8 protein-coding genes and 4 pseudogenes are annotated in these 13,463 nt (G+C 72.8%); 10 read left to right on the forward strand and 2 right to left on the reverse strand.

Going from position 1 to position 13,463, the window contains the following annotated elements; translation table 11 throughout:
- The first annotated feature begins 299 nt into the window (after positions 1 to 299).
- The 9 genes and pseudogenes from G6R25_RS14590 to G6R25_RS14610 all read left to right on the forward strand — a co-directional run bounded on the left by G6R25_RS14590 (position 300) and on the right by G6R25_RS14610 (position 10,794).
- Positions 300 to 995 carry a response regulator gene (locus G6R25_RS14590; protein ID WP_163553398.1) on the forward strand — a complete coding sequence of 232 codons (696 nt, stop codon included), beginning with the start codon at positions 300 to 302 and terminating at the stop codon, positions 993 to 995.
- A 196-nt stretch (positions 996 to 1,191) separates the two neighbouring features.
- Positions 1,192 to 2,523 carry a beta-ketoacyl synthase N-terminal-like domain-containing protein gene (locus G6R25_RS14595; protein WP_163553399.1) on the forward strand — a complete coding sequence of 444 codons (1,332 nt, stop codon included), beginning with the start codon at positions 1,192 to 1,194 and terminating at the stop codon, positions 2,521 to 2,523.
- 161 nt (positions 2,524 to 2,684) lie between these two features.
- Positions 2,685 to 3,719, forward strand: a pseudogene (locus G6R25_RS31580) (beta-ketoacyl [acyl carrier protein] synthase domain-containing protein); the annotation flags it as partial.
- 290 nt (positions 3,720 to 4,009) lie between these two features.
- Positions 4,010 to 5,665, forward strand: a pseudogene (locus G6R25_RS28930) (acyltransferase domain-containing protein); the annotation flags it as partial.
- 212 nt (positions 5,666 to 5,877) lie between these two features.
- Positions 5,878 to 7,647 (forward strand): annotated as a pseudogene (locus G6R25_RS28935) (polyketide synthase dehydratase domain-containing protein); the annotation flags it as partial.
- Positions 7,648 to 7,700: 53 nt separating this feature from the next.
- A pseudogene (locus G6R25_RS27195) lies at positions 7,701 to 7,973 on the forward strand (hypothetical protein); the annotation flags it as partial.
- Positions 7,974 to 8,124: 151 nt separating this feature from the next.
- Complete coding sequence (locus G6R25_RS27200; protein WP_235948489.1) at positions 8,125 to 9,156, forward strand: KR domain-containing protein; 1,032 nt, start codon at positions 8,125 to 8,127, stop codon at positions 9,154 to 9,156.
- A 73-nt stretch (positions 9,157 to 9,229) separates the two neighbouring features.
- On the forward strand, positions 9,230 to 10,231 hold the full coding sequence (locus tag G6R25_RS14605; RefSeq protein WP_163553400.1) for a stage II sporulation protein M: 1,002 nt from the start codon (positions 9,230 to 9,232) through the stop codon (positions 10,229 to 10,231).
- An 83-nt stretch (positions 10,232 to 10,314) separates the two neighbouring features.
- On the forward strand, positions 10,315 to 10,794 hold the full coding sequence (locus tag G6R25_RS14610) for a PPOX class F420-dependent oxidoreductase (RefSeq protein ID WP_163553401.1): 480 nt from the start codon (positions 10,315 to 10,317) through the stop codon (positions 10,792 to 10,794).
- On the opposite strand, the gene G6R25_RS14615 is transcribed toward G6R25_RS14610, so the two are convergent.
- Positions 10,795 to 11,715, reverse strand: coding sequence for an alpha/beta fold hydrolase (locus tag G6R25_RS14615; protein ID WP_163553402.1), 921 nt, complete (start codon positions 11,713 to 11,715; stop codon positions 10,795 to 10,797).
- Positions 11,716 to 11,789: 74 nt separating this feature from the next.
- On the opposite strand from G6R25_RS14615, the gene G6R25_RS14620 reads away from it, so the two are divergent.
- Positions 11,790 to 12,422 (forward strand): IS630 family transposase, encoded by a 633-nt coding sequence (locus G6R25_RS14620; protein WP_163553403.1) that lies wholly within the window; start codon positions 11,790 to 11,792, stop codon positions 12,420 to 12,422.
- A 135-nt stretch (positions 12,423 to 12,557) separates the two neighbouring features.
- Here G6R25_RS14620 and G6R25_RS14630 read toward each other — a convergent pair whose 3' ends face one another.
- Positions 12,558 to 13,373 (reverse strand): RNA-guided endonuclease InsQ/TnpB family protein, encoded by an 816-nt coding sequence (locus G6R25_RS14630; RefSeq protein ID WP_268904151.1) that lies wholly within the window; start codon positions 13,371 to 13,373, stop codon positions 12,558 to 12,560.
- Positions 13,374 to 13,463 lie beyond the last annotated feature (90 nt).

Consider the following 13,463-nt stretch of genomic DNA (forward strand, 5'->3'; position numbering starts at 1 on the left):
CACCCACCGAACCTACACAATCAGAACCTAAGTTCCCGGTATTGGGTCGACGGATGGAGGCCGGATCGTCGCCCAACCGGGCGCGCGGGGTTTACCGGGCGCCGATAACGCTGCTCGAGTCGTACCGGATTTGCGGTCGATCGTGGCCGCATTTCGCCGGGCCGCACGCGTTCGGCAAAACTTTCGTGTGCGAATTTTTTTGCTGTCAGCAAGAAGACGGTTACGCTGTCCGCGCGGGACAGCGGTGCAGCCTGCCCGCGGTATCGGTGCCGCGCCCTCACCGTCCGGAGCGTGACAGCATGCCCGACCAGCCGATCAACACGTTGATCGTGGAGGACGACGCGGCCTTCGCCGCCGCGCTGCGCGGCTATGTCGAGAGCGTCCCCGGGTTCGTCGTCAGCGGGGTGGCCCGCAGCGACAGGCAGGCGCTCTCGCCCGCCCCGCGCGGTCGGCTCGATCTGATTCTGCTGGACTTCTTCCTGTCGGACATGAGCGGGCTGGACGTGTGCCGGGCTCTGCGCGCCCGCGGCTCGACCCTCGACATCATCGCCGTCTCCCGTGTGCGGGATCCGGCGATGGTCCAGGCGGCGATGTCGTACGGCGTCCTGCAGTACGTGGTGAAACCGTTCACCGCCACCGTGTTCCAGCACTGCCTGGAGCGTTACTCCGCCTTTCGCCGGCAGATCACCGCCGGCCCGGCCGGTCCCGTCGGCCAGCGTGATGTCGACCCCGTCCTGTCCCGGCTGCAGCCCGACGGCTCCGGCATGACGCTGCCCAAGAGGCTGTCCGCCGCCACCCTCGACGCCGTGGTCGACCACCTACGCGGGGCGGTGCGGCCGTTGTCCGCCTACGAGGTCGCCGGCGGTCTCGGGCTGTCCCGGGTGACGGCGCGCCGATACCTCGAATGGCTCGCCGAGCAGCGCCTGGTGACCCGGAGCATGAACTACGGCCACACCGGCCGGCCCCGCCACCTGTATCTGTGGCGCATGCCCTGACGCCCGGCCATACCCGCGGCGTCTGCCGGGTCGGGCCGACCACTATGACCTAAACGGCGACAGCGCCCGAGTCCCGCGCGAAGGTAGCTGTGGCGGCCAGATCGGCCAGATCGGCCGGGTCCCGCCCGGGAATGCCGTCGTGCCAGGCGGGGTCACGCCGCCGACGCCGGCCGTCAGCCGTTATGGAGTGACCGCGATGGCCAGTGACCGCACTGTCGACGTGCCCGGAGAACGGGACGTTCTGCTGACCGGGATGGGATTCTGCCTGCCCGGCCTCGACCGCCCGTGCTTCACCGCGGACGACGTCTGGGCGGTGGCGTCGAAAGGGGCCTCCTGCCTGACCCGGGGCGACATCTACTACGGTTCCGTCGCGCTCACGGCGGAGATGTTCGACGAACGGCTGCCCGACATCCCCGGGCTTTACCGCCGGCAGCTCACCCGGACCCATCGGCTCGGGCTGATCTCGTTCGCGGAGGCGTGCGCGGACGGCGGGCTGGACTACCACGCCGGCGACCTCGCCGAGGCCGCCATCCTCACCGGCCGCGGCAGCGTCGATGACAACGTGCGTGTCTACCGCGACCTGATCGATGCGCGTCCCGAGGAACTCGGCCCGGACGTCGCCGTCGGGATGTACATCCCGACCCAGCTCGGCACCACCCCTTACAACGTCGCACTGCTGCAGGCGTCCGTCGCCGGCACTCGCGAGCCGAGCTTCTCGGTCACCTGCGGCTGCTCATCCTCGACGATCCAGCTCGGGAACGCGTTGCGCATGATCCAGGCCGGTGAGGTGGCGGTGGCGGTCGTCACCGGGGTCGACTCCGGTGACGCGGACCTCGCCCGCCAGGCGCAGGGAATCTTCCTCGCCGCCGAGCGGGGCGGCCCGGCCGGCGCGCCCGGTCTCGTCCAGGACCAGCTCTCCTCCACCGATCATCTGATGCACCCGTACGACGAACGGGCCGGCAGCGTCGGGTTCGGCGAGGGATCGGTGACGGTGGTGCTGGAAAGCCGGGCCCATGCCGAGCGCCGCGGTGCCCGCCCCCATGGGCGGCTGCTCGCGCAGGCCACGACCCGCGACGGCCTGTTCAGCCCGCTGGCGGTGGACATCACCGGAGCTGCCCTGGTGGCCGGTGTCCGCCGCTGCCTGGGCGAGCGGTGGAGCATCGATGAGATCCCCTACATCAACGGGGGTAGCGACGGCGATCCCAACGTGACGCACGTCGAGGTCAACGCCGTGCGGGAGCTGTACGGGCCGAGAGTGCCGGCGGTGCTGCTCAGCTCCCAGGAAGCGTGCTTCGGCCACAGCGGTGCGCAGTCCGGCGCGCTGGGCGCGGCCCTGACGACGCTGATGATGGCCCGGGGTGAGGCATGCCCCACCGCCAGCTGCGAGCGTCCGGCCGCGGATCTCAGCTTCGACCCGATCCCGGGTACAAGCCCGCGCCCGCTCGACTTTGACTACGCCCTCAGCTTTACCTACCAGATCGGCGGCCTCAAGGCCGTGATCCTTCTGGGCTCTCCCGACGCGGCCTGACGCCGCCCTCCCGGCCTTCCGCCCCGCGCGGTCCGTCCGCGCGGGGCGCCGTCGAGAAAGGAACCGCACACGTCATGAGTGAACATGCGGCCACCCGGCCCGGTGAGCAGTCGGCGTTCGCGGCCGGTGCCACCGAGGACGGCGGCATCGCGGTGATCGGGATGGGCTGCCGGCTGCCGGGAGGAGTGGATTCCCCGGCTTCGCTGTGGCAGCTGCTGGTCGACCGGCGCGACACTATCGGCGAGCCGCCGCCGGGGCGTTGGGTGGCTGAGGAGTACCTCGACCCGACCCTGGCGGCGCGCGGCTGGTCGGTGCCGCGTCAGGCCGGCTATCTGGCGGACATCGCCGGCTTCGACGCGGACTTCTTCGGCGTCTCCCGGCGGGAGGCCGACGTGCTCGACCCGCAGCACAGGCTGCTGCTGGAGGTGGCCTGGGAGGCGTTCGACCACGCGGGCCTGCCGGCGCAGCGGCTCGCCGACACCCCGACCGGCGTGTTCATCGGGCTGAACAGCTCCGACTACGCCGAGCGGTTCGTCGGGCTTCCCGAGGAGCTGGAGGGCTCGCTGCTCGTCAACGGGCCGTGCGTGGCCAGCGGCCGCATCGCCTACCTGCTGGGTCTGAACGGGCCGTGCATGACGGTGGACACGGCCTGCTCCTCCTCACTCGTCGGCGTGCACCTGGCCTGCCGCAGCCTGGCGGGCGGCGAGTGCGATGTCGCGATCGCCGGGGGCGTGGCGATGATGCTCTCGCCCCGGGCGTCGAAGTCGATGGTCCGGATGAACATGCTGTCGCCGACGAGCCGCTGCCACGCCTTCGACGCCGCCGCCGACGGCTTCGGCCGCGGCGAGGGCGCCGGCCTGGTCGTGCTCAAACGCCTGGCCGACGCCCGGCGCGACGGTGACCGGGTGCTCGCGGTGATCCGCGGCACGGCGGTGAACCAGGACGGCCGCACCGACGGGCTGAGCGTCCCGTCCGAGCCGGCGCAGTACGCCGTGGCCCAGGCCGCGCTGAGCCGAGCCGGCGTCGACCCCGCGGACGTCGGCCTGGTCGAGGCGCACGGCACCGGGACGCCGGTCGGCGACCCGATCGAGTTCAAGGCCCTGTCGCGGGCCTACGGCGCGGGTACCCAGCGTTGCGCCCTGGGATCGGTGAAGACGAACCTGGGCCACCTCGAACCCGCCTCCGGCGTCACCAGCCTGCTCAAGACCGTGCTCTGCCTGCAGCACGCGCAGATCCCGGCGAACCTGCACTTCCACGAGTGGAACCCAGCGATCGCGGACGTGCCGTCCCGGTTCTTCGTCCCCACCGCGCTGGTCGACTGGCCCGTGCGGGCCCCGGCCCGGGTCGCGGCGGTGTCCTCCTTCGGCTCAACGCCCACGCTGTCGTCGCGCAGGCGCCGCAGGCCGCCGCCGACGAGCAGGCGACCGGCATCGTGTCGGGGCCGGGCGGCCCGGACGTCGTCCTCGTTCCGGCCGGCTCGGCCGAAGTGCTGCCGGCTGCCGCCACCCGCCTGGCCGACTGGTTGGCCGCCGGCGCCGACCCGGCCACCCGCGCAGATCCCGCCGCCGGCGCCGACCCGGCCATCGGCGCGGTGCGCGATGTCGCCTACACGCTGGCCCGCCGGCGCTCCACGGGACGCGGCCGGCTCGGGGTGGTCGCGTCCTCCCGGGAGGAGCTGGTCGCGGGCCTGCGCGCGTTCGCCGCCGGGCGTCCCGCGCCGAACGTGGTGACGGGTACCGCCATCGCGAGCGCGCCGCGGGACACGGTCTGGGTGTTCTCGGGGCAGGGGTCGCAGTGGCCCGGAATAGGTCGCGACCTGCTGGTCGTGGAGCCGGCGTTCGCCGCGACGATCGCCGAGGTCGACCCGCTGATCCGGGCGGAGACGGGGTTCTCGGTCCTTGCCGCGCTGCGCGCCGGTGAGGAGCTGGTGGGCTGCGACCGCATCCAGCCGGTGCTGTTCGCCATGCAGCTGGGGCTCGCGGCGCTGTGGCGGGCGCACGGCGTGCGGCCGGCCGCGGTGATCGGGCACTCCATGGGGGAGGTCGCGGCGGCCGTCGTCGCGGGCGCGCTGAGCGTCGCCGACGGTGCCCGGGTGATCTGCCGGCGGTCGCGGCTGCTCACCCGCATCGCCGGAACCGGGGCAATGGCGACCGTCGAACTTGATCGGCAGACGGTCGAGGCCGATCTCGCCGCGAGCGGCGCGGACCGGGAGGTCTCGGTGGCCGTGCTGGCCGCGCCGGGATCGACGGTCGTCGCCGGAGCCGCCGACCGGATCGGTGAACTCCTCGCGCACTGGACCGCCCGCGGTATCCCGGCCCACCCGGTCGCCGTCGACGTCGCCTCCCACTCGCCGCAGGTCGACCCGTTGCTCGACGAGCTTGCCACGCAGCTCGCCGGCCTCAGCCCACGCCGGCCTGAGATCGGCTTCTACAGCACGCTCGGGGACTCCCCTCGCACGCCGCCCGCGTTCGACGCCGCCTACTGGAGCGCCAACCTGCGCCGCACCGTCCGGTTCACCGACGCCCTCGCCGCTGCCGCCGCCGACGGGCACCGCGTCTTCGTCGAGATCTCCCCGAACCCGGTGGTGACCCGCTCGATCGCCGACAGCCTGGCCGGTGGCAGCCGCACCCCGGTGGTGCTGCCGACGCTGCGCCGCGACGGCGATGGCCGGGCGCAGTTCCGGATCTCGCTCGCGGCAGCCCACTGCGCCGGCGTTCTCGTCGACTGGGCGGTGCTCTATCCCGGCGGGACGCTCGTCGACGTCCCGCCGCTTGTGCTCGACCGTCGCCGCCACTGGATCGACGCCCCTCTGCCCGGCCCGCGTACTTCGGCCGTCCCCGGTCACCGGGCCGCCCCGGCGGGGCGCGGCACGGGTTCGTCCGCCGCGGACGTCCCACCGCTGCCGGGCCCGCACACCGAGGTGCCGGGCGGCGTCCTGCGGCACCTGTGGCGCTCCGACGTCGGTACCGCGGCCGTCCCCTGGCTCGCCGACCACCGGGTGCATGGCCGGGTGGTGCTGCCGGGCGCCGCGTACTGCGCGTTCGCGCTCAGTGCCGCGGGTGAGGTGTTCCCCGGCGCCAGGCCGGGCGAGGTCGTGCTGACCGAGACCGCGTTCGAGGAGCTGCTCGACCTCGACGATCACACCGACGCGCTGATGACCGCGACACCTCAGGACCCGGACCGGGCCCTGATCGAGATCTTCGCCTGCGGCGACGAGGCCGAGGACGGCTGGAGCCGCCGCATGTCCGGCGTGCTGCGGCGGGCCCCCGGGCCGCACCGGACGGCGGCGGGGCGCTGCTCGCCCTCGTCGAGGCCCACCCCCGCCGCGTCGGGCCCGACGAGGTCTACCGCAGCCTGCACGAGCGCGGGATCGAGCACGGGCCCGCCTTCGCTGCCATCACCGATCTGCACGCGGCGGTTGACGGGCGCGGGATCTGGGCAGCCGTGGCCGTCCCGCCGAACGCCGCGGCCGCCGCGCAGGACCTGCCGATCCACCCCGTGCTCCTCGACGCCTGCGCCCAGGCGCTCGTCGTCAGCATGCCGTCCGCGACCGAGCAGGGGCTGGTCCTGCCCGCCGGCATCGACAAGATCCGGGTGCTCGGCGATGCCTCGACCGTGCGCTACGTCCACGGCTGGATGGAGTACCCGCACGGCGATGACGCCGGCAACCCTGCCGGGCACGTCCGCCTGCTCGACGCCACCGGGACGCTCGTCGCCTACCTCGACGGGATGCGCTATATCCACCACCGCACGGTCGACTCCGCCGCCACGGGCTCGGCCCCGGCGGAACTCGCCGCGCGCATCGACGGCTGGCTGTACGGGCTGACCTGGCAGCCCGCCCCGCGTCCGCCGGCCGCCGGGGCCGGCCGGCCGGGCCGCTGGCTCGTGCTCGGCGACCCCACCGGCTCCGGCCGCGATCTCGCGGCCGCGCTGGCAGCCGCCGGTGCGGGCGCCGAGTTCGGGCTGCTGCCCGGCATCGACGCCGACCCGCAGCTGTGGGTGCGCAGCACCGGGCAGGGGTGGAGTACCACGGGTCGGCCGGAGCGCGTCGTGGTCGTTCTCGACGGCGCGACCCCGGCCGATCCGCTGGCGTTGTCCCCGGCGACTGCCGAACGGGCGACCCGGGTGCTGCTGGCGGTGGTGCAGACCCTTGCCGGGCTGTCGGGTGCCGCGCCCCGGCTGTTCACCGTCACCCGCGGCGCGCGGGCGCTGACGTCGGCGGCCGTCCCCGACCCCCACCGGGGCGGGGTGCGTGGCCTGCTGCGGGTCGTCGCCCACGAGCACCCGGAGTTCCGCATGGTCCACCTCGACGCCGACCCGGCCGGGGTCCTGCCCGCGGGGGTCGGTGCCATCGCAGCCCCCGGTGGCGTCACCGCCGGCACCGGGCGTGGCCCGTCGTTCGCCGCCGACGCCGACGATCTCGCCGACGAGCTGCTCGCCGACGACGCGCTCGCGCCGCCCGGCTCCGCCGGGCCCGTCGCCCGCGTGGTGCCGTCGCCGATGACGGCCGCCGAGCGGCACGACGCCGGTCACCAGCTGGTGCACTACGGCCGCGATGGCTTCGCGCTGCGCTTCGGCGAGACCGGCGGCCTCGACGACCTGCGGCTCGCCGTCGCCGAACGGCGTCCCCCGGGCGCCGGGCAGGTGGAGGTGCGGGTGCGCGCCGCCGGGGTGAACTTCCGCGACGTGCTGCTCGCCCTCGGGGTGCTGCCGCCGACGCCGATCGGGTTCGAGTGCGCCGGCGTCGTCACGGCCGTCGGCCCGGGAGTCACCACCCGGCGCACCGGGGACGAGGTCATCGCGGTGGACCTGCTCGGCGGCGGGGCGTTCGGCGCCTTCCTGACCACCGACGCCGACCTGACCATGCCGATCCCCGCCGGGGTGGACGCGACCGCCGCCGGCATCCCGATCGCCTTCACAACGGCGTGGTACGCCCTGCGTGAGGTCGCCGACCTGCGCGCGGGCGAGTCGGTCCTCATCCACTCGGGCACCGGCGGGACCGGGCTCGCCGCGATCGCCGTCGCCCGGCTGCTCGGCGCCGAGGTCCTCGCCACCGCCGGCACCCCGGAGAAGCGGGCCTACCTGCGTGGCATCGGCGTGCGCCACGTCATGGACTCCCGCTCACTCGACTTCGCCGACGAGGCCCGCGCGGCAACAGGGGGCGGGGCGTCGACGTCGTGCTCAACTCCCTGTCGGGGCCGGCGATCCGCGCGGGGCTGGAGTCCCTGGCGCCGTTCGGCCGGTTCATCGAGCTCGGGCTGCGCGACATCCTCGCTGACAGCCCGCTCGGCCTGTTGCCGTTTCGCAACAGCATCACGTTGGCCAGCGTCAACGCGATCGAGTTGTGCCGCGAGCAGCGTCACCGGGTGGTGGCCCTGCTCCGGGAGCTCTCCGCGGCGTTCGCCGCCGGCGACCTCGTCCCGCTGCCGGTGCAGAGCTTCCCGCTCGAATCGGCGGCGGAGGCGTTCCGGCTCATGGCCGGCGCCCGCCACATCGGCAAAATCGTGCTGACCGTCCCGGACGACGGGCAGACCGTGGCTATCCGCCCCGGCCCCGGCGCGGCCCGGCGCGTCGTACATCATCACCGGGGGTCTCGGTGGGGTGGGTCTGGCGACCGCGGCCTGGCTGACTTCCCACCGGGCCGGCCGCGTCGTGCTCAATGGCCGGTCGGCGCCGAGCCCGGAGGTCGACGAGCGGCTCACCGAGCTCGCCGCGCAGGGCACCGACATCCGGGTGGTGCTTGGCGACGCCGCCGAGCCGGGAGTCGCCGAGCGGCTCGTCGCCGCCGCCACCGCCGACGTCACCCTGCGGGGCGTCGTGCACTCGGCGATGGTGCTCCAGGATGCGGCGCTGACCACCATCACCAGAGATCAGCTGCACGGCGTCTGGCATCCCAAGGTGTTCGGCGCCGCCCGGCTGCACGAGACGACCGAGGGCCTTCCGCTGGACTGGTTCGTGCTCTACTCGTCGATCTCGTCGCTGCTGGGCATCCTCGGCCAGGGCTCCTACGCCTCGGCGAACTCCTGGCTCGACGGCTTCGCCGACTGGCGCAGCGCGCAGGGACTGCCGACGATCTCGATCAACTGGGGGATCTGGGGTGAGATCGGCGCTGGCATGATCTTCAAGGAGAGGGGCTACCAGACCATCCCGACCGGGGAGGGTCTGCATGCCCTGGAAACGATCCTCGCGCATGGCCGCCGGCACGCCGGGCTGCTGCCCGGCGGTCCCACAGCATGGATACCGCCGTCCGGGCGCTCGCTGCCGGTGTTCCAGGCCGTGATTCAGGATGGTGGCACCCAGGCGGCGGCCGAGGACGACGGCCCGGCCGACATCCGGGCGAGGCTGCGGGCCGCGGCGGCGGGCGTGCCCCGACGGACGCTGCTCGAGGAGTATCTGGGCGAGCATCTGCGGGTGGTGCTCCGGCTGAACCAGCGCACGCTCGACCCGGACACGCCGTTGCGGTCGTTCGGCTTCGACTCGCTGCTCGCCCTCGAGCTGCGCTCCCGGCTGGAACCCGCCCTCGGCATCACCCTGCCCGGCAACTTCATCTGGAAGTACCCCACCATCGCCGCGCTCGCGGGCGGCCTCGCGGACTTCGCCGGCCTGGCCCTCGACGGCGACGACGGGCCCTGACGGACGGCAGGGTCACGGGCGGTGGCGCCGCGGCGTCCCCGCGCCACCGCCCGTCTGCGAGGATGGGACCGTCATGGATCTCGATGCGTTCGTCGCCGTGCACCGTCCGGAGTGGATCCGCCTCGGCCGGCTCGTCGACCGGGCCGGCCGGACGCGCCGGATGAGCGCCTACGAGCTGGTCGAGCTCTACCAGCGGACCGCGACCCACCTGTCGGTGATCCGTACCCGTTCCTACGACACCAGCCTCGTCGACGACCTCACCAACCTGGTGACCCGCGCCCGCGCGGTGGTCGCCGGGGCCCCCGACCCCGGCTGGCACGTCGTCGGCCGCTTCTTCGCCGTGACGTTCCCGCTCGCCGTCTATGAACGCCGGTGGTGGGTGATCGCCACGACGCTCGGGTCGCTGCTGGCCGCGCTGGCCGCCGGGCTGTGGATCGTCCACGACGCCGACGCGCAGGCCAACCTGCACACACCGAGCGCCGTCGCCGAGCTGTGCCGCTCCGACTTCGCGTCCTACTACACGGAGAACCCGGCCTCCTCGTTCGCCGGCCAGGTCTGGACGAACAACGCCTGGGTAGCGGCGACGGCGGTCGCCGCCGGCGCGCTGCTCGGCCTGCCGACTCTGCTGGTGCTGCTGGTGAACGCGCTGAACACCGGGGTGGTCGGCGGGTACATGGCCAGCTGCGGGCGCAGCGGTCAGTTCTGGAGCCTGATCCTCCCGCACGGCCTGCTGGAGCTCACGGTCGTGTTCCTCGCGGGCGCGGTGGGGCTGCGTCTGGGCTGGTCGATCATCGCGCCGGGCCCGCGGCGCCGCGTCGAAGCGCTGGCCGCGGAGGGGCGGGCGGCGGTGCCGATCACGCTCGGCAGCGCGCTGGCCCTGGCGGTCTCCGGCTTCATCGAGGCGTTCGTGACACCGTCGGGACTGCCGACGGCGGTCCGGATCGGGATCGGCGCGCTGGCCTGGGCCGGCTTCATCGCCTACATCTGGGGCTTCGGGGCGCGCGCGGCCGCCGCCGGCGAGACAGCCGACCTCGACGCCGCCCGCGGCGGCGCCGACCTGGCCCCCGTGGTCTGACTGCCAGCGCCTGACGCCCGACGCCTGACTTCCAGCGCCCGGTGCCCGGTGTCCGGCGCTGGGGGCCGCACTACGCTGCCGGAATGAGTCCGACCGCAGCCAGGGATGTCAGCGTCGACCGCGCCGGCCTGCTCGACTTCGTCCGCCCCCGCCACCGCGGCATCCTCGTCACCACCCGCCGCGACGGCGGCCCGCAGCTGTCCCCGGTGACGATGGGGGTCGACTCCGCGGGCGACATCGTCGTGTCGACCTACCCGGAGCGGGCGAAGACCCGCAACGCGCGCCGCGACCCGCGGGCGTCGATGTGCGTGCTGTCGGAGGCGTTCAACGGCGACTGGGTCCAGGTCGACGGCGCGATCACCCTCGTCGACCAGCCTGGCGCGGTCGAGGAGCTGGTGGAGTACTTCCGCTGCATCAGCGGCGAGCACCCCGACTGGGACGAGTACCGCGAGGCCATGCGCCGCCAGGAGAAGGTGCTGCTCCGGCTGCGCATCGAGCGGTGGGGGCCGATCAGCCGCGGCGGCTTCCCCGCCCGCCTGCTCGCCCCGGCCGACGAGGGCTAGCTAGCCGGGCCCGCGGGCCCGCGCGCGGCCGTCCGCCGCCCGGAGATGGTCGCCGACCAGGTCCCCCACCGCCGCCGTGGCCTCGCGGTGGGGGAAGTGACCGACACCGTCGAGGACGACCCGGCGGTACCCGCCGGTGAAGTATGCCGCCTGGCCCGCGGACGCGGCCGGCTCGTCGCAGCGGTCGTCGCCGCCCTGGATCATCAGGGTGGGCACCGCGATCCGCTCGACCTCGGCGAGACGGCGGCGCAGATCGTCGTAGCGGGGGTCCCGGGGCTCGTCCGCGCGGAACCGCGCCCGGTAGGCGTTCAGGGTGATCGCCGCCCAGTCCGGATTGGTGAACGCCGGCGCGGTGGCGGCGAACTCGCCGTCGTCGAACCAGCCGGGTGGGCTCCAGGTGTCCCACTGGATGCGGGCGAAGCCGACGGGGTCGGCGCGGACCGCCCGCGCCCCGGCGTCGACGAACATCAGCCACTGGTACCAGAACGCCCTGGCCTGTTCGAAGCCCGGCATGCTGAAGTTCCCGCGTGGCTGGTAGGCCAGGGCAAGCGCGGCGATGGCGGTGAGGCGCTGCGGGGCCAGGGCGGCGAGGGTGTAGGCGACGCGGGCGCCCCAGTCGTGGCCGACCACGGCGATCCGCTCCAGCCCGAGGGCGTCGGCGAGGTCGAGTGCGTCCTGGGCCAGGGCGACGGCCTGGCCGTCGCGCGGCGTGCCGGGGTGGCGGAACCTGGTCGCCCCGCTGCCCCGCAGGTCCGGGACGATCGTGCGCCATCCCTGCCCGTTCAGCCCGGCCTGCACGCCGCGCCAGCCGCGGGCGGCGTCCGGCCAGCCGTGCAGCAGCAACACCGGCGGCCCGTCGGCGGGCCCCGTCACCTCGACGGAGATGTCGAGGACCTCGGTGCGGGCGGTGGTGGTGGCCATCGCCGTGTCCTTCCCCGTGCCTAGTGTAGCGTGATTCCGCTTCATTTATTGCCAGTGTTTGGCTAGAATGGGGCATGGAACTTTCGGTGGAGGAAATCGCGGAACTCCGAGACATGATTAACGATCGCGACCTTCCTGCGAACGTTGCAACACGGGCGCGAATCGTTCTATGGCACGCCGAGCATCTACCCAAGAAGGAAATAGTCAGACTTGCCGGCGTCTCGTTGCCGACCGTAAACCTGTGGATCTCGCGGTACGGATCCGAGGGAAGCGCCGGGCTCCTTGACCGTTCGCGCGCCGCACCGCGAGAGCAGATCCCCGCGAACATCCGCAGCCGTGTCCTCGCTCTCACGCGCTCCACTCCACCTGTGGAGACGGGCCTGACGCACTGGTCGACCCGGGAGATGGCGAAGTACGTCACCCGCACCACCGGAGTCTCGGTCTCCTGGCACTTCGTCGCCAAGCTCTGGCGGGAAAACGGTCTTCAGCCCTGGCGGCAAGGAACTTTCAAGCTCAGCCGGGATCCGGAGTTCGCGGAGAAGGTCATGGACATCGTCGACCTCTACCTCTACCCACCCGAGGGCGCGGTCGTGCTCAGCTACGACAAGAAGACGCAGGTCCAGGCACTGGACCGCGACAGCCGGGGAGATCCTGGCCAAGGTCAAACTCGTCGAGACCAATATCAAGAAGTTGGTTTCCAACAATAGCTGATAAAGGAAGCGGGATCACCGTCCACTAGAACCCGTGATGGACGGCCTCGACGTTGTGGCCATCGGGATCGCGCAGGAACACGCCGTATTGACTTCCTCACCCTCGTGAACGAGGGGGATTCCCGGTGGCGGTCATGCCGCCTTTCCGGGTGGTTGGCGTTTCGCAGTCCCCGGCAACCCGGAGATCTCCACGCCCATGAACGACAGTCCAGCCGCCCTGATATTCAGAATTGCGTTGGTATCCGCGTTCCCCGACCAGCCACACGACGTGCACAGGAATGTTGCCTGGTCGGGACGGGACACTCGGTCGACGACCTCACAGACGTGACAGCGCTGCGACGTGTACGGCGCCGGAACCCTCACCAGCACCCCGCCCACGCGAGCCGTCTTATAGACGAGATGCGCGCCGACGTGCCCCCAGGCGGCGTTCAGAATCCCCCGGTTCAACCCGGCTTTCTGCCGCACCTTCCGCCAAGGGTTCTCGACGGTGCCCCGGGTCGAGCGGGTCATGGCCCCGACGCGCAGGTCCTCGATGACGACCAGCCCGAACTCCCGACTGGTCCCGGTCGTCACCTTGTGTGCCCAGTCGTCGCGGCGGCGTTTGGTTCTCGCGCGCACCAGGGCGATCTGGTCATAGGTCCGGCGGAGCCGGTTCGACGCCGGGGCGTCCCGCGGCCGGGCCCGGCGCTGCCGGGCCGCCTTCCGTTTCAGGCGAAGCAGACGGGACGCCTCACCCGGCGACAGCAGAACAGGCAGGTCCCGGAACGTTCCATCGGACAGAGCCAGTGTTCGGGTCACCCCACAATCGACTCCGACCGGCGGCCCACCGTGCGATTCCGGTTGCACGTCGGGGGTTTCGAGGCGGAACACCACATGCCAGCCGTTGGCCTCACGGACCAGCCGGGCACCCGTCAGCCACGGGACACCCCGGAAAGCGGCCGGGTCCACCGGAACCGCACCCGGCCCACACCCAATACAGGGAACTTAGGTTCTGATTGTGTAGGTTCGGTGGGTGCCGAGACGTGGTCAGGTGAAGGA

Source organism: Candidatus Frankia alpina (genome assembly GCF_902806485.1).
Taxonomy (GTDB): Bacteria; Actinomycetota; Actinomycetes; order Frankiales; family Frankiaceae; genus Frankia; species Frankia alpina.

What these genes read in the sequence shown, in the direction of transcription:
- G6R25_RS14605 (WP_163553400.1), top strand. Translation starts at nt 9,230, where the DNA reads ATGGATCTCGATGCGTTCGTCGCCGTGCACCGTCCGGAGTGGATCCGC.
- G6R25_RS14590 (WP_163553398.1), top strand. Translation starts at nt 300, where the DNA reads ATGCCCGACCAGCCGATCAACACGTTGATCGTGGAGGACGACGCGGCC.
- G6R25_RS14615 (WP_163553402.1), bottom strand. Translation starts at nt 11,715, where the DNA reads ATGGCCACCACCACCGCCCGCACCGAGGTCCTCGACATCTCCGTCGAG.
- G6R25_RS14595 (WP_163553399.1), top strand. Translation starts at nt 1,192, where the DNA reads ATGGCCAGTGACCGCACTGTCGACGTGCCCGGAGAACGGGACGTTCTG.
- G6R25_RS14610 (WP_163553401.1), top strand. Translation starts at nt 10,315, where the DNA reads ATGAGTCCGACCGCAGCCAGGGATGTCAGCGTCGACCGCGCCGGCCTG.
- G6R25_RS14620 (WP_163553403.1), top strand. Translation starts at nt 11,790, where the DNA reads ATGGAACTTTCGGTGGAGGAAATCGCGGAACTCCGAGACATGATTAAC.